We start from the raw sequence: 16,688 nt of genomic DNA, 5'->3' as shown, positions 1-16,688 counted from the left end.
TATCTTGTAGGGGCCGGGCATTCCCGGCCCGCACGCTTATGGGGGCTGCCCCTTTCTCCCTTTACATTTCCTTCGCCGCACACAGCAGCACTTCCAGGGCCTTATCCAGCCCTAGCTTGCTGGTGCAGAGCGTCAGATCATAGTTGCGGCTGTCGCCATAGACCTGGCCGGTATGCTGCTTGCAGTAGTTGCGGCGGGCGCGGTCAGCGCTGTCCATATCCGCTTCCAGCTGGTCAAACGGCGTGTCCGGCATCAGCTTACGCATATGCAGCAGACGCCAGTTGCGGTCAGCGTGTACAAACACCCGCAGGCAGTGGTCAAACTCCCGCAGGATATAGTCTGCATTGCGGCCGACGATAACACAGCTCTCCTTATCCGCAATTTCCCGGATGGCCCGCACCTGGGCGTCCCACAGTTCCTCGCTCAAGGGGCGGTTGTAGAAGTTGAACAGGCTCTGGGTAAAGCCGAACTCGTGGGGTACGCGCTCGTCCCAGCGGCGCACCTGCTCGGGTGTCAGGTGGGCGCTGGCCTTGGCGGTCTTTAAAATGATATCGCGGTCATAGTAGGCAATATTCATCTCCCGCGCCAGGCGTCGGCCCAGCTCGCCGCCGCCCGCACCAAACTCGCGCCCGATGGTAATGATACGCTTCATGGTCGTTTCCTCCTTACAGCGTTTACAGCGGGGCCATTGCAGGGGCGGATGCAAGCATCGCCCTCTGCAAGCCTACGGCACCACTGCAATTTCAGGATTTCTTATTACTCCTATTGTACCAAATCCCGCGGGAAATGCAAGGGTTCAGCTTGCACTATTCAGCCGATATCCCACTTTATATACGGTCTGGATGTCATTTTCCAGTCCCAGCTTGCGGCGCAGGCGGTTGATATGTACATCCACGGTGCGGCTCTCGCCGATGTAAGCGTACCCCCAGGCGGCCTCCAACAGCTGGCTGCGGCTCAGCGCCTTGTCGCAGTGGGTCAGCAGCACAGCCAGCAGTGCAAATTCCCGGGGCGTCAGGCACAGTTCGTGCCCCGCGCGGCTGACCCGGTGCGCCGCTAGGTTCACTTCCAAATCTTTATAAAAGACATCTTGTGCGGTTTTCATAACGAATATCCTCCTTCCGAACAGGACAGCTTTTTGCGATTCCTCACATCTATTATAACGACAGATGTTTCCAACTTGTTACAAGATTTGCGAAATTTAAGGCAAATTTAAAGATTCTGTTTAAATTTTAGAAGTTTTTATTTCTCTGCGCTCCCATTTTCCACATTTCAACACTTCCCTCTCATCGTACTATTTTGCACCTTTCCCCTGGGTTTTCCACCATTTCAACACAGTTTTCCACATTTCCACAGTGGAATCCTGTCGAAAACCTGTGCAAAACGCGGAAAACCCGTCCCAGCCCCACCGTTATGCGGATTTTTTGCGTTTCGTTCAAAGTTGCTTCATACGCTGTTCATTTTTTCAGTCCATGCTATACTTGTCACAAAAGAAAAGGAGGCTACCCCCATGAAAGAGACGACACAGCCGCCGAAAGACCCAAAGAAGAAACTTTGGATCGGCTACGCGGTCATTCTTTCCATCGTCATTTTAAGCAATATCTTCCTCTTCCCTGCCCTGATGCAGGCCAGCGTCAAGAGCGTAAATTACAGTACCTTCCTGCAAATGCTGGAGGATAAGGAGCTTTCCACCGTCCAGATCGAGGATCAGCAAATTTACTTTGTGGACAAAAACGAAAACTCCTACAAGACCAATGCCATCGCGCAGGATAACAACCTTGTCGCCCGGCTGGAGGATGCGGGTGTTGAGTTCGGTACAGTCTATCAAAGCCCCACCATCTGGGATTCGCTGCTGAACCTCGTCATTTCCTTCCTGCCGATGATTTTGCTGTTCTGGTTCGTCAACCGCTGGGCATCCAAAAAGATGCAGGAGATGGGCGGCGCAGGCGGCAACGCCATGTTGTTCGGCGGCGGCAAATCCGGCGCAAAACAGTACGTCGTGGACGACGAGACCGGCATCAAATTCAACGATGTAGCGGGCGAGGACGAAGCCAAGGAGAGCCTGCAGGAGATTGTAGACTTCCTGCACAACCCTAAAAAATACGAGGATATCGGTGCCAAAATGCCCAAGGGCGTGCTGCTCGTAGGCCCTCCGGGCACCGGCAAAACGCTGTTGGCCCGCGCCGTCGCCGGCGAGGCCGGTGTGCCGTTCTTCTCCATCGCGGGCAGTGAGTTCGTCGAGATGTTCGTCGGCATGGGTGCGTCGAAAGTCCGCGACCTGTTCAAGCAGGCAGGCGAAAAAGCGCCCTGCATCGTCTTTATCGACGAGATCGATACCATAGGCAAAAAGCGTGACGGCGGGGCGAACCTCGGCGGCAACGACGAGCGCGAGCAAACGCTGAATCAGCTGCTGACCGAGATGGACGGCTTCGACGCCGCCAAGGGCGTCGTCATCCTGGCCGCCACCAACCGCCCGGAGTCCCTCGACCCTGCGCTGACCCGCCCCGGCCGTTTTGACCGCCGCGTGCCCGTCGAGCTGCCCGATTTAAAGGGCCGCGAGAGCATCCTGCGCCTGCACGCGAAAAAAGTCAAGCTCGGCCCCGACTGCGATTTCGGCGTCGTCGCCCGCATGACCCCCGGTGCCTCCGGTGCCGAGCTGGCCAACATCGTGAACGAGGCCGCCCTCTGCGCTGTGCGCCACCGCCGCAAGGCTGTGACCCAGTTTGACTTGCAGGAGGCCGTGGACACGATCCTGGCCGGTGCGCAGAAGAAAAATAAGATCCTCAACAACAAAGAAAAGTGCATCGTCTCCTACCACGAGGTCGGCCACGCCCTTGTGGCCGCCTTGCAGACCAACAGCGCCCCGGTGCAGAAAATCACCATCGTACCGCGCACGTCGGGTGCGCTGGGCTTCACCATGCAGGTGGAGGACGGCGACCATACCCTGATGACGAAAGAGGAAATCCTCAACAAAATCGCCACCCTGACCGGCGGCCGCGCAGCCGAGGAACTGATTTTCCACTCCATCACCACCGGTGCATCCAATGATATTGAGCAGGCCACCAAGCTGGCCCGCGCCCTCGTCACCCGCTACGGCATGACCGAGGACTTCGACATGGTCGCCCTGGAGACCGTGAACAACGCCTACCTCGGCGGCGACGCAAGCCTTGCCTGCAGCGAACAGACCGCAGCCAAAGTCGACGCCAAAGTCGTGGAGATCGTGCAGGCCGAGCACCGCAAAGCCTACCAGCTTTTGAGCGACAACAAGCGCAAACTGGACGAGATTGCGCAGTATTTGTACGAGAAAGAAACGATTTCCGGCGAGGAGTTCATGCGCATTTTGAACGCACAGCCGCAGTTACCGGCGGCTCCCTTGGCAAATTCCACAAAAGCAGCTGAATAATTTTGTGCAGTTGTTGTCCGTTTGCCCCTTGACGGAACTGCCGTGGGCTTGTATGATAAGAACACAAAACATCCCAGTGAGAGGGGGAAACAAGCGTGACCTTTGAAGAATTGCAGGACCTGCTGGCCGAGCAGTTCAGCTGTGATACCGGTGAGCTGGGCCGCGGCGTGACGCTGGCCGACCTGGGCGCTGACCACGAGGACATGGTAGAGCTTGCCTGGGCGCTGGGCGAGGCCATCGGCGAAGAGATCGACGAAAGCGAACTGAGCGACGAAGCCACCATCGGTGAACTGTGGCGCTTCATCCGCGACAAAGCAGAAAACGCAGAACTGTAAACCCTAAAAAAGGCCTGCCCCACCGGCAGGCTTTTTTGGTATGCTATCCTATAAAACATCCCTATCAAAACTCGGCCTTTTGCCTTATATCGAATGCAGGGGCGAACATTGTTCGCCCGCCAGCTTGACCCGGCAATGCTTTTCCGGGAAAGCCTCGGGCGGGCAATGCTCGCTCCTACACAAACCCACTCATACAAGAAAGACCACCATCCATGACCAACACCAAATCCAAACATCTCCTTGCGGTCGCGGCACTGCTGGCCGCCGCCCTGGCAATGATGCTGTTCTACACCGCCCAAAAACAGGGCTACCATGTTGACGAACTCTACACCTACGAGCTGACGAACTATCCCGGCAGTTTCTATGCGTTGAGCGATGGCTATATGGACACCTGGCACGACGGCAGTTTTTACGCCGGGGTTCTCTCTGCGGGCAGCCCCGCAGACTACCGCATCCCCTGGAACAACCAAAAAGCCGACGTCCACCCGCCACTCTACTACTGCTTGATCTACACAGCCGAGCTGATTTTCCCGCATCTGGGGCTGCCATGGGTGGGGCTTCTGCCTAACTATGTCTGCCTGCTGGCGGGCGGCGTGCTGCTGTACCTGGCGGCTCGTCGGCTGACTGGGCGGTTCTGGCCCGCCTGGTGCGCGGCAGCTTGCTGGCTGCTCAGCGTGGGCGTGCAGGGCATGGCGGTCTTTACCCGGATGTACAGCCTGATGATGCTGGAAGGCATCGCACTTCTCTATTGCCATGTCGTGCTGTGGCAGGCTTTGCAGCAGGGTCGCAAACCGTCCCGCGCCGTCTGGCTGGGGCTTTTTGCCGCCACGCTGGCCGGGGCGCTGACCCAGTATTTCTTCCTGGTGTTCTGCTTTTTCCTCTGCGGGCTGTTCGGCCTTTGGCTGCTTGTCACGCGGCGGTTCAAAGCAGCCGGGTGCTATGCGGCGGCCGAGTTTGCCGCGCTGGGGGCCGCGTTCCTGGCCTTTCCTACCATGAAAACCCATATCTTCTCCGGCTCCCGCGGTAAGGCGGCGTTTTCCAGCGTGTTCGACCTTTCCGCTCTGGCCGATTGGGCCGCCAGCCTGGGCCGGGTGTTTCGCCTGCTGGCCGCCCAGTTCGGCGGGCTGCTGCTTTGGGCCATTGTGCTGGGTGCGGCCGCCCTGGTGCTGTGGCGGCGTGGGCTGCGCCTGCGCGGTAGCGGCCTGTTTGCCGCTGGGCTGCTGATGGCATCCTGCGGCTACATCATTCTTATTGACAAGGCCGCGCCGTTTGAGGCTGACCGCTACTATGTCATCGTCTACGCTGCCGTCGTGCTGGCTGTCTCCGTCGTGCTGGCAAAGCTGGCCGCCAACAAAGGCGCACCGCTGGCGCTGGCGCTTGTCCCGATTCTGGCCGCGCATTTCCTCGACCCCAACGGCTATTTGTTTGAGCAGTACGCCCCGCGCACCCCAGCCCTGGCCGAGACCGCTAGCCTGCCCGCCGTGGTGCTGAACAAAGCCGGGTACGAGGTCGCGCCCGACCTCTTTATTACCGAGTTTGCCCAGCGGGAGGCCGTCTACCAGGCCGGCGGCCGGGATGACGCGGCCAGCCTGCAAAACGCCGCTGCCACCCACGACCTGACCGGCGGCTTTGTGCTGTACGGCTACATTTATAATGCCGACGACCTGCTGACCCTGGCTGAATCCGCTCTCCCCATTGCCCACGCCGAGCTATTGACCGACACCACCCGATGCCCGGTGTATTATATCAAGTTAAAATAATTCACCAAAGGATTTTTCCATGCCATCACGTAAAAAACTCTCCCCACTCGCCCTGGTAGCGCTGCTGTTCTTTGCCTGCACCATCGTGTACGGCCTGCTCAGCAGCTACCCGCGGCAGCTGGCCGTGTACAGCGACGAGCTGCGCTATCTGGACGTAGCCCGCAGCCTGCTGGCCGGGCGCGGGCTGCGCGTGCGCAATATGCCCAGCGACTACCAGAAAATTCTCTATCCGCTCTGCATCCTGCCTGCGCTGCTGCTCAAATCCACCGCCGCGCAGATCACGGCCATCGGCTGGCTGAACGCCGCCTACATGGCCAGCGCGGTTTTCCCGGCCTATGCGCTGGCAAAAACCATGCGGATGAACCCCCACCGCACGGTGTTCCTGGTGGGCGTCACGGCGGTGCTTCCCACGATGTCCGCGGCCTCCACCTTCATGAGCGAGACGGTCTTTCTGCCGCTCTCGCTGTGGCAGGTGTATTTCTTCCTGCGGGCCATGCTGGCTGCGCCCCGGGCGCGCATTGGCTGGTGCGCGGCAGCGGGCGCATTCTGCTACCTGCTCTACTTAAACAAGGAAGTGGCACTCTACTACCTGATTGCCTGGGTGCTCGTCCGCGCCTGGGTCTGGTGGCACGACAAAGCCAGCTGGAAAGCTGAGCTTGCCGCCACCGCCGCGCTGCTGGGCAGTTTCCTCGCCTGCTTTTTGCTGGCGAAGGCCACGTTGTTCCGGGGGCTGGGCAACTCCTACAACCAGACAAGCTGGCTGAACGCCGAGCAGTGGCGTTTTCTGCCCTTTGCCCTCGCCTGCGACGCGCTGTTCATGGCGCTGGCGTTCTGGGTGTTCCCGGTGCTGCTGCCGATCTGCGGGCTGCACCGCCCCCGCAAGGGCAGCGACGCCCGCCGTACCCAGCTGCCGCTGTTTCTGTTGCTGTCCCTTGCCATCGGTGTGGCGGTCATCGCCTGGTCCATCACCGTGCGGGAGGACCTGCACTCCCCCTCGCCCCGGCAGCATATGCGGTACTTGGAGCCGCTGCTCATCCCGCTGCTGGCCGTGATGCTGGACACGCTGGACGAACCCCTGACCCAAATGCGCCGCCGCGTGCTGGCCGCGCTGACCGCCCTCTGGGGCGTCGGCTTCGTGCTGGTCTGCCGGGCCATCGGTGCGGGCGCGGGGGACAACACCCTTTTGCAGTGGTTTGACTTCATCGCCGATCGTCTCGACCGCCTGCCCGCCCTGGGGCTGAACGGCTGGCTGGCCGTCTGGCGCGTCGTCATTGCTGCAGGCGCGGCCGTGCTGGGCGTGCTGCTGGTGCGCCGCAAATACCGGCACCCGCTTGCCGTGGCCGCGTTGGCGCTCTGCGTGCTGTGCTATGCGGGCGAGTGGCGCATCAACCGCTGGACCTACGCCATCCCCGCCGAGACTGCCGCCCGGGCCTCAGCCCTGAACGACGCGCTGCAATCTCTGGACGGCACTGTGCTGTTTCTTCCCAACGGCATCCGCCAGCGGGACAGTCAGCTCATCGAAACCTACATTTCCCGCGATTTCTACATTGTGGAATACGAGACGCTGCAAGCCTCCGGCCAGCTGGCAGACGGCGTGCTGGACCTGACTGCCGAGGCCGTTGGTCCCGAGTACCCGGGCCGCCCCTACACCGATCTGACCGCCGCCGACTGGCTGCTGGTAGCCGATGGCGTACCCGTGGACACCACCGCGCTGGAGCACAGCGGCATCCCCTGCCCGGACGGCTATACCCTCTACCGCAACCCCACGCCGGGGCTGGTCGCTTTCCTCGTGTAATTTTTACAATCCAGCCTGTTGCCATTGGGGCGCGAAGCATGGTATACTGTATGTGTATCGTCCATTTTCGCAAGGAGGCGCCCTATGGGCCTGATCAACACCATCCAGACAAAAACCGAACAAGCCCGCGCGAAGGAACGCATCCGCCCGCTGCTGGAAAGCCGCATGATGCGCGATATTCTGCTTGAGATCAGCCAGCGCGGCACTGAAAAGCTCGACCCGCAGAGCGTCCCGCTGGATCAGCGCCCCTTGGCCTCCAAACGCGCCGCCGAGTGCGGCACCGCCGGGTTGCAGCAGAGCGTTATCCGGGAAATATTGCTCGACGAGACCGGCATCGTGCTCTATGCTGGCAGCGACGAGGTCAAGTTCCTCTACGGCGACTACAATTACGAGAACATCGACGACACCGACTGCCTCCCCGCCGTGGCGCAGTATCTGGTGCAGCACCTGCTGGGGTATTACAACATCACCCGGACGTTCTACTCGGTGTCCAAGCACAACGGCCGCAGCGTAGCCGAAAAGACCCGCCAGGTCTTTATCAAACGCCACCACGAGGGCACCCCCTTCGACCCCCAGCCCACCCGGAAACAAAAATTATTTTAAGGCGCACCGCGCCCCATGCCAGCAACGCATGGGGCGCGGTTTTGTTATACGCCTTTCCCCCTTGTCTGTTCCTGCGGGCGGGGCCACGCCCGCCCCTACGCTCTCTTCCCCATCGCCAGCACCGCCACGGTAATATCATCCCGCTTTTCCCCGGCGCGGCAGGCGGCGGCATCCGCTACCGTCTCGGCGGCCTGCTTGGGGGTGTGGCCCAGCTTGACGCAGAGCTGTAACTGCTGCATCAGCCAATCGCTGCCATCTGTCAGGGCACCGTCGCTGACCAGCACCACCCAGTCCCCCGCATCCAGCGCAAAGGTCGTGGAGCGGCCCACCAAACTGTCCAGCACGCCCATGGGCAGGCTGGCACCGTCCAGCATCCGGGGCACGCCGCCCCGCACCAGAAAGCTCGGCGCAGCTCCGGCCTTGAACAGCCCGGCCCGTCCGGTGTACAGGTCCACCGTCAGCAGGTCCAGCGTCGCCCCGGCCTCCTGCTCGGCCCCTTTCAGCCCCAGCGCCACATTCACAAGCCGCGCGGCGCTCTCAGCGGCAAAGCCCGCCCGCAGCAGCTGGGCTGTCAGTTTGGCGGCCATCTGGCCGTCCACGGCGGCGGCGCGGCCTGTGCCCATGCCGTCACACAAAAGCATCTGCGCCCGGCCGCCGGTATCGCAGAACTGGTCCAGCGCGTCGCCGCTGACCGGCTGGCCGCTGGCCGCGTGGGCCGCCGCGCCGAATTCCACCGTGAACAAGGGCCGCTCCCCAAAGGTCAGCATCGTGACGGTGCGGCAGTGGGTGATCTCCGGCGTGTCCATATCGCGGCGGCAGATGCGGCTCATCTCGTCGGTCAGGCCGCGCACCTCGTCCTGGGTAAAGTGAGTGCGGCAGATCGTTACGCTGGCGGTCAGCCGCCCGGCCAGGTCGGCGGTCACGCTGCATTCCAGCGCGTCCAGCCCCAGGTCCGCAAACAGCTGGGCCACTTTTGCCTCCCGCCGGGGGTCCGGCAGCCCGGCCTGGCCCAGTTTGCCTGCCAGCTGGGCCAGCGCCCCGGCCAGGGCGCTGTACTGCTCGGTCAGGGCGGTGCGCAGCATCGACGCCCGCGCCCGGGTCTGGCGGCGGCTGCGCCACAGCCGGTAGCCGTGGTTGGCCGCCGTACACAGGTCCGCCGGGTGGATGCAGACCGACAGCTGCCCCGGCAGGTCCTGCACCTCCACGCGGCCCTGGCCCTCCAGGATCGGCTTTAGATGGTACAGCCCATCCATGGCCGTGGCGTAGCCCCGCACCCAGCAGCGATTGCGCCGGGTGCAGCTCTGGCAGGTGGTGCGGGCCACCTGCTCCACCACAAAATCAAAGCTCTCGCCCTTGGGCGGCATCTGCCGCTGGCAGACCGCGTTGACCGTGTCGGCAATATCGCTTAAGGTGTCGGCCACGCTGGCCAGCTTGCGGGCCGCGCCGCTCAACCCCTGGGCCTGCACCGGCGGTGCGGGCGGCGGGAAAATTTTGCGCATGACCCCGCCCGGCACGGCCATGGCCGCCGCTATGCCCACCCCGGCACTGACGGCCAGCGGCAGCGCACCGGCGGCATCCGGTGCGGCCAATGCCCCCACCGTGCAGCCCGCCGTGAACACCCCGGCACAGCGCCAACGCTCACCCGGGCAGAGGCAGGCCGCGGCCAGGCTGCCCATTGCCACGGCCAGCGCCGCAAAAGCCAGTGTCGGCCCTGACGCCGTGATGGCCGCCGCCAGCGCAATGCTTAAAACTGCCGTTTGTTCCAGCGTGCCGCCGATGGCTGCGCACAGCCCCGCCCCGGCCGCCAGCGCCAGGCCCGGAGCCAAAGGCCCGACGGCACAGCGCTGTAAGCAGGCCGTGACCGCTGCCAGCCACAGGCAGACGCCCCGCGGCTCCCGCGCGGGAAAATGCGCGAACGCACAGCCCAGCCCCGCCGCAAGCAGGGCCGTGCACCCCACCGTGACCGTCTGGGAAAAATTTACAAGGCCCCCCAGCAGAATGATTTGCACCAGCTGCGCCGCCGCCAGGGTCAGGCAGCCCGCCAGCAGCCCGGCCTTGGGGCGCTCATCGATAAGCCGCCGCACCGTGGCCGCAGCCACCGCCGCCGCGCCCAGTTTGATGCCCAGCAAGGCGGGCTGGAACGCTATCCCCGCCGCCAGCGTGCCCACCGCTGCCGCCAGGCAGTAGGCCGGCGGGCAGCTGATGACCAGCGCCAGCCCAAAGGGGGCCGCCCCGCCGTAGACCTGCCCGGCCCCCAGCGCCAGCCCACCCGCCAGCGCCGCGCCCTGCCACAGCAGCGCCGCGCTGCGCGCACCGGGCAGCAGCTTGTCCATATTGGTATGTAAGCGTTCCCCACTCAAAACAGCCATCGTTGTTTCCCTCCGCAAATATACAGTGTATGTCCGGACGCTTTGCACTATACCACGCCCCGCCGCCGCATTTTGCCGCAGAGCGCAGAAACCCGAAAACAACGTATAAACAAACAAAAAAGAGCACCGCAGCCCATAAAAGACTGCGATGCTCTTGTGTAAAGGCTTCCCCCTTGGGGGAAGCTGTCGCCAAAGGCGACTGATGAGGGGCAGGTTTGCCGATGCAACCCGTTTACCGGGCAATCGCGGCAAACTTGCCCCTCATCCGGCCCTTCGGGCCACCTTCAGTCTACGCGCTAAGAGCCGCCTTCGGCGGTTGCGCTCCGACACGCGCCTGCGGGCGCAGTCCCCTGGAGAAGGCTTTTCACTGCCGCCACGTCCACCACAAATACTTGGTGTTCGTGACAAAATACCGCTTGAACAGCCGCTTGGGGTCCTGCATCAGGCGGTAGAGCCATTCCAGGTTGTGCTTCTGCATCCACTGCGGGGCACGGCGGATATTGCCCGCCTCGTAGTCGAAGGCGGCGCCCACGCCCACCATCAGCGCCTGCACGCGGTCCTCGTGTACGGCCATCCAGCGCTCCTGCTTCGGCGCGCCCAGGCCCACCCAGACAAAATCGGGCTTGGCCTCATTGATCATCCGCACCACGTCCTCGTCCTCCTCGGGCGTCAGCGGGCGGAATGGCGGGGAGTACATTCCCGCAATGACGGCTCCGGGATAATTCTCCGTGACTTTTTCCCGCAGCACATCCAGCGTTTTCTGCGTGGAGCCGTAGAAATAATGGCGGTAATGCTTGGTTTTGCTCTCCTTCAGCAACTCCTTCATCAGGTCGGGGCCGGTCACGCGGGCCGCGTCCACATACCCCTGCTGGCGGCTGTATTTGGAGAGCGGGCCGCCGTCCGGCAGAGCCATGACTGCGCCGTTCTGCACCTTCTGGTAGTCGGGGTCCTCGTGGGCTGTCACGGTGGTGTGGACGTTTGCCACGCAGATGTATTTCCCGCGCCAATCTTCCAGTTTTTCCTCGATGAGGCGCAGGGTCTTGTCCATATCGGTCACGACGATGTTCACGCCCATGATGTCGCAGGTGTTCATCAACCGCAGGTCCATGTACCGCATACCGCCGATGCTGTCCAGTTCGCTGCGGGCGGTCACAAAGTCGTTGTACACCGGCACCGCCGCCACCCGCAGGTGGAAGTTATCGGCCAGCAGCATGATACGGCGCACTTCCTCGGCGTCCTGCACATCCTGGGCCAGCACCAGCATTTCAATTTTCTGGGTGCGCACGACCTCAAACAGGTCGGCCACCGTGCCGCGGTAGTCGGGCAGGTCGGCGCAGGGGGCCGCCGCCAGGTAGCCGCTGTACCGCATGGCCATCGTTTTCTTTTCCCGGAAAACTTCGTTGTAGAACCGGTGAGCCAGCTCGCCGCTGCCGATGATCAGCGTGCGGGGCACAATGTCATGCCGCCGCACATAGGCGGTCGCCAGGGCGCTGAACAGCATCCGCTTGGCCAGGATGCCCACCACCGACAAGACATAATAGTAGGCCAGCAGCAAACGCGAAAGCTGACTGACGCGGAAGATGTAGAACACCGTCGCCATCATCGCCAGGCCCACCAGGTTCGTTACGCCGATCTGGAACAGCTGGCGCATTTTGTTCTGGCTGTGCAGCGAGCGGTAGCAGCCTTCCACCACATAGCAGGCCACGTTCACCAGCGCATACAGCCCCGCGATGGGCAAAAACGCCCAGACGTCCCACATAAAGAAGCGGCTGCCGATCGGGCTGACGGAGCGCAGCGCGCCCGCAATGATAAAAACGACGACCAGCAGTATAAATTCAAACAGCGCGTTGAAAAAACGCAGCATGGGCGATTTGTTGTAGTGCATAAAGTCCCCCTCCAAACGGCAGACATATATTGGGATTATAGCATATTCCACACCAATTTTCAACCAACCGGACGCGATTTTCCACACAAGCGGCATCATTTCCGGGTGGAACAACAACTGCGGCAACCAGGTTTTGTTAGTTCAAGCGCGAAAAGCCCGTTTGCCATTCTTTTGTCAGCGCCCTTGAAAGCTGCAGCCCGGGCGCTGCTGCCGTTGCGCCTATAAAACAGCACCAGCCGTCACAGGGGCGTGACGGCTGGTGCTGTTATACTTTCTGGTTTCGCTGCTATCAGCGGTCAAGACCGTGGCGGGGATGGTCACGGTGTAGACAATACTTGGCTTACCACAGTAGATGCAAACGCTGTTTTCACCATACTCGTGCTGCTGGGTGCCATGTTCCGTATTGGAATAACGCTTGCAGGGGAAATTGGCTGCCGTGGGGGAAGGCTTTTTTATTTCTTCTCAAACTCTTTCGCCACATCCTGCAGCAGCGTCCGGATCGGCAGATGCTGCGGGCAGATGCGCTCGCACTTGCCGCAGCGGATGCAGTCCGACGCGCGGGAGCCGGGCTTGGTGTGGACATCCTCATAATAGTAGTCCGCATTCCAATCGTGGTGGATGCTCTTTGTGTTCATGATGGCGAACAAATCCGGTATGGCGATGTGTCGGGGGCAGCCCTCGACGCAGTAGCGGCAGACTGTGCAGGGGATCAGGTTCATCTTGCGGAACACTTCCACCACCTGATGCACAGCGGCCATTTCTGCGTCATTCAGCGGCTGGAAATCCTTCATGTAGGAGAGGTTATCCTTCATCTGTTCCAGGCTGCTCATGCCGGACAGCACCATCATCATGCCGGGGAAGCCAGCCGCAAAGCGGATGGCATAGCTGGCAGGGCTGCCGCCGTGCAGGTCGTCGAAAATCTTCTTCGCGTCATCGGGCAGGTTGACCAGGCTGCCGCCCTTGACCGGCTCCATGACCAGTACCGGCTTGTCGCGCTTACGGCAGACCTCATAGCATTTGCGGCTTTGGACGGCAATGTCATCGTAGTCCAGGTAGTTGAACTGGATCTGCACGACCTCAACCTGCGGGTACTCGGTCAAGATCTGGTCCAGCACCTCGGCGCGGTCGTGGAAAGAGATGCCCACATGGCGCACCTTGCCCTCGGCTTTCAGCTCGAACGCCGTCTCATAGGCGCGGCAGTCCTTGAAATGCTGGTAGTTGGTCGACCCCTGGGAGTGCATGAGGTAGAAGTCAAAGTAATCGACACCGCAGGCCTCGAGCTGGCTCTGGAAGAAGGGACGGATATCCGCCTGCGTCTTGAAGTAGCCCTCGCTCAGCTTATTGGTCAGGATGTAGTCTTCCCGATTATGGCGGCTGGTCAGGCACTCTTTCAGGGCCAACTCGCTTTTGCCCTGGATGTAGCCGTGGGCCGTGTCAAAATAGTTGAACCCCTGCGCCAAAAAGGTATCGACCATCTGCTTGGTCTGTTCAATGTCGACGTCCTCGCCCTGCATCGGCAGACGCATACAGCCGAACCCGAAATTTTTCTTGATTTTTTCCACTTGTAAATGCTCCTTTCACAAGTTGTTGCCTCCGGGAACATTGTAGCAAACTTTAACTTTAAGTTCAAGAGGGGGATATAAAAAGGCTTCTCCTGAGGGAGAAGCTGTCTGCGAAGCAGACTGATGAGGGGCGCGTTTGCCGTTACCACCCGTTCACGGGCAGCAGCGGCAAACGCGCCCCTCATCCGGCCTGCGGCCACCTTCCCCCCAAGGGGAAGGCTTTATCTGTTTTCCGCTTACAGCACCTTACTCAAGAAATCGATCGTCCGCTTCTGTTTCGGGTGGTTGATGACCTCGTCGGGGGTACCTTCCTCGACGATATACCCACCCTCCATGAAGATCACACGGCTGGCGACCTCGCGGGCAAAGCCGATCTCGTGGGTGACAACGACCATCGTCATACCCTCGGCGGCAAGCTGCTTCATGACTTGCAGGACTTCACCGACCATTTCCGGGTCCAGCGCACTGGTCGGCTCGTCAAACAGCATGATATCCGGGTCCATGGCCAGGGCGCGGGCAATAGCCACGCGCTGCTTCTGGCCGCCGGACAGCTGCGCCGGGTAGGCTTCGGCCTTGTCGGACAGACCCACGCGGTTCAGCAGGTGCAGAGCCTTCTCCTTGGCTTCGCCCTTCGTGGCCTTTTTCAGCTCCACCGGGGCCAACGTCATGTTGCCCATGACGTTGAGGTTATTGAACAGGTTGAAGTGCTGGAACACCATGCCGACATTCTCGCGCACTTTGTTCAAATCGGTTTTCTTGTCGGTCAGGTCGTGGCCATCCACAATGACTGTGCCGCCGGTGATTTCTTCCAGGCGGTTCAGGCAGCGCAGAAAAGTCGACTTGCCGCTGCCGGAGGGGCCTAGGATGACAACGACCTCGCCCTCATAGATATCCGTCGATACATCGCGCAGGACCTCGAGGTTGCCGAAGTTTTTTTTCAAATGCTCAACGTGAATTTTGACATTCTGCTTATTGACGCCCACGGTTGAGCCTCCTCTCCACCCGCTTGGCAAGGCGGGACAGCAGTGTAATGACGATCAGGTACATCAGCGCGACAATGCTCCACACCTGGAACGCGCTCATCGTGTTGGCCACGACGTTCTTGGCAGTGTTGACCAGCTCGGGGAAGCCGATGACCGACAGGATGGACGTGTCTTTCAGCGTGATGATGAACTGGTTGATGATGGAGGGGATCATCGTGCGGATGGCCTGGGGCAGCACGACCTTGGCCATGGCCTTCCAGTACGACAGGCCCAGGCTGCGGGCGGCCTCCATCTGGCCCTTGTCCACGCTCTCGATACCGGCGCGGATAATTTCCGCCATGTATGCACCGCAGTTCAGCGCCAGGCAGATGGTGCCTGCCTGCAGGGCGGTCAGCGTGAGCTGCGTGTTGATGCCTAGCATGGTATTCAGGTGCATGATGTTGTTGAGCAGCATCGGCACCGCAAAGAACACGTAGAACGCAAGCACGATCATGGGCACGCCGCGGATGACGTCAACAAAAATCGTAGCGATGATGTTGCAGGCTCGGTTTTTGACGACACTCATCAGGCCGACGACCAGGCCGATGATGCAGGCAAAGAACAGCCCGCACAGCGCCAGCAGCAGCGTCTGGCCCATAGCGGCCGCCAGCAGCCCGCCGTAGTTTGCAAGAATTTTAGCCAAGGGTCAAGACTCCTTTCGGGGTAGTTGGATACAAGGCTTCCCCCCTCGGGGGAAGGTGGCCGCAAAGCGGCCTGATGAGGGGCGGCCTGCCCGCAGCTGCCCCTGTATGAGGCGGCCCGGCAGACTCGGCCCTCACCCGGCGCTGCGGCGCCACCCTCCCCCTCGCGGGGGAGGGCAAGGGATTTTCGCAGAGGCCGCAAAAGCGGGGCCGCCCGCAAAAACAGGCGTCCCCGCGTGCTTTATCGCTTGTTAGCCCAGGTACTTTGCCAGGATCTCATCATACTTGCCGTTGGCCTTGATGTCAGCCAGACCGGCGTTGAAGGCATCCAGCAGCTCCTGGTTGTCAGCGTTGAAGATGGCGAAGCCGTAGGGGGCGGGGTCGCTGGCGGTGTCATCCAAAACCTTCAGGGCCAGGTCGCCGTCCTTGATGGAGGCCTTCATGATGGGGGTATCCTCAAAGCAGCCAACGCACTGGCCGCCCAGGACAGCCTGGTACATCGTGGGGGAATCCTCAAAGTAGGTGATGTTGAAGCCGTACTCGTCCTTCAGGCTCTCAGCATAAGAAGCACCCTGGGTGCCGGTCTTGACGGCAATGGTCTGGCCGCTCAGGTCGGCGAAGCCGGCGATGGTGGAATCCGCGCCCACGGTCAGGGTCTGGGTGCTGTCATAGTAGCCGTCGGAGAAGGTCCAGCCGCTCGCCTTGCGCTCATCGGTGATGGAGGCGCCGGCGATCATGCCGTCAGCCTGGCCGGCCTGGCAGGCCGCGATGGAAGCATCCCAGCCCAGGCTCTTGAGCTCATACTCAAAGCCCTGGTCCTCGGCGATGGCCGCCAGGATGTCTACGTCGATGCCGACAAAATTGCCGGAGGCGTCGGTGTACTCAAAGGGCTTGAACACCGTGTCGGTAGCGATGGTCCACTTTTTGCCGGTGGCCTCGGTGGTGGCAGCCTCAGAGGAGGCAGTGTCGGCGGCTTCCGAGGAAGCAGCCGTGGAGGATGCACCGCCGCAGGCAGCGAGAGACAGGGCCATGACGGAGGCCACACCGAATGCAAGCAGTTTTTTCATGAGATACTTTCCTTTCCACTCCACAAATTTTTCCGCCGCCGCGCGGCGGGCCGATGCAGGAACCAAAAAAGGGCAATAGCGCCATGGGACCATGCTGCTATCGCCCTTGATAGTTTCTGCTGTATCGTACTTATAATTATAGCACACCGTCGGTAAAAGTCAATACCAAAAAGCAGTTACAGCTTTATTAAATTAAGTTTCGCCGCCGTTTCGACGACGTTTTTGTAAATTTGTGCGTAACGCAGGGAC

The 16,688-nt window shown here is 61.1% G+C and carries 13 protein-coding genes; 5 read left to right on the top strand and 8 right to left on the bottom strand.

All coding sequences use genetic code 11. The annotated features are described in order from the left end of the window. Positions 1-61: 61 nt before the first annotated feature. Positions 62-652 carry an AAA family ATPase gene (locus tag GPK89_RS00435; RefSeq protein ID WP_215690615.1) on the bottom strand — a complete coding sequence of 197 codons (591 nt, stop codon included), beginning with the start codon at positions 650-652 and terminating at the stop codon, positions 62-64. A gap of 144 nt (positions 653-796) precedes the next feature. Beyond that, positions 797-1,102 (bottom strand): winged helix-turn-helix domain-containing protein, encoded by a 306-nt coding sequence (locus GPK89_RS00430; RefSeq protein WP_215690612.1) that lies wholly within the window; start codon positions 1,100-1,102, stop codon positions 797-799. A 405-nt stretch (positions 1,103-1,507) separates the two neighbouring features. Between GPK89_RS00430 and ftsH the strand changes: the two genes are divergently transcribed. From ftsH to GPK89_RS00405, 5 genes are all read left to right on the top strand, one after another. Then, complete coding sequence (ftsH, locus tag GPK89_RS00425; RefSeq protein ID WP_215690609.1) at positions 1,508-3,400, top strand: ATP-dependent zinc metalloprotease FtsH; 1,893 nt, start codon at positions 1,508-1,510, stop codon at positions 3,398-3,400. A 95-nt stretch (positions 3,401-3,495) separates the two neighbouring features. Continuing rightward, positions 3,496-3,735, top strand: a complete 240-nt coding sequence (locus GPK89_RS00420) for an acyl carrier protein (RefSeq protein ID WP_215690601.1) — start codon at positions 3,496-3,498, stop codon at positions 3,733-3,735. A 212-nt stretch (positions 3,736-3,947) separates the two neighbouring features. Then, positions 3,948-5,495, top strand: a complete 1,548-nt coding sequence (locus tag GPK89_RS00415; protein WP_215690600.1) for a glycosyltransferase family 39 protein — start codon at positions 3,948-3,950, stop codon at positions 5,493-5,495. A 19-nt stretch (positions 5,496-5,514) separates the two neighbouring features. Next, positions 5,515-7,290 (top strand): hypothetical protein, encoded by a 1,776-nt coding sequence (locus GPK89_RS00410; RefSeq protein WP_215690599.1) that lies wholly within the window; start codon positions 5,515-5,517, stop codon positions 7,288-7,290. A gap of 84 nt (positions 7,291-7,374) precedes the next feature. After that, entirely contained in the window at positions 7,375-7,893 is a 519-nt protein-coding gene (locus GPK89_RS00405; protein ID WP_215690598.1) for a hypothetical protein, read from the top strand. Positions 7,894-7,988: 95 nt separating this feature from the next. On the opposite strand, the gene GPK89_RS00400 is transcribed toward GPK89_RS00405, so the two are convergent. From GPK89_RS00400 to GPK89_RS00375, 6 genes are all read right to left on the bottom strand, one after another. Next, positions 7,989-10,262, bottom strand: coding sequence for a SpoIIE family protein phosphatase (locus GPK89_RS00400; RefSeq protein ID WP_215690597.1), 2,274 nt, complete (start codon positions 10,260-10,262; stop codon positions 7,989-7,991). Between the two features lie 364 nt (positions 10,263-10,626). After that, positions 10,627-12,147, bottom strand: coding sequence for a WecB/TagA/CpsF family glycosyltransferase (locus GPK89_RS16570; protein WP_215690596.1), 1,521 nt, complete (start codon positions 12,145-12,147; stop codon positions 10,627-10,629). A gap of 452 nt (positions 12,148-12,599) precedes the next feature. Continuing rightward, positions 12,600-13,709 carry an aldo/keto reductase gene (locus tag GPK89_RS00390; protein WP_302149413.1) on the bottom strand — a complete coding sequence of 370 codons (1,110 nt, stop codon included), beginning with the start codon at positions 13,707-13,709 and terminating at the stop codon, positions 12,600-12,602. A gap of 236 nt (positions 13,710-13,945) precedes the next feature. Continuing rightward, complete coding sequence (locus GPK89_RS00385; RefSeq protein WP_291210084.1) at positions 13,946-14,692, bottom strand: amino acid ABC transporter ATP-binding protein; 747 nt, start codon at positions 14,690-14,692, stop codon at positions 13,946-13,948. Then, on the bottom strand, positions 14,679-15,374 hold the full coding sequence (locus GPK89_RS00380) for an amino acid ABC transporter permease (protein ID WP_215690595.1): 696 nt from the start codon (positions 15,372-15,374) through the stop codon (positions 14,679-14,681). Before GPK89_RS00380 ends, GPK89_RS00385 begins: the two co-directional genes overlap by 14 nt. 249 nt (positions 15,375-15,623) lie before the next feature. Then, positions 15,624-16,439: a transporter substrate-binding domain-containing protein gene (locus GPK89_RS00375; RefSeq protein WP_215690594.1), complete on the bottom strand. Its 816-nt coding sequence runs from the start codon at positions 16,437-16,439 to the stop codon at positions 15,624-15,626. Positions 16,440-16,688: the final 249 nt, after the last annotated feature.

This window comes from Gemmiger formicilis, assembly GCF_018784445.1.
GTDB lineage: Bacteria > Bacillota > Clostridia > Oscillospirales > Ruminococcaceae > Gemmiger.
The sequence above is the reverse complement of the archived record's forward strand: the minus strand, read 5'-3'. Positions and strand labels throughout refer to the sequence as shown.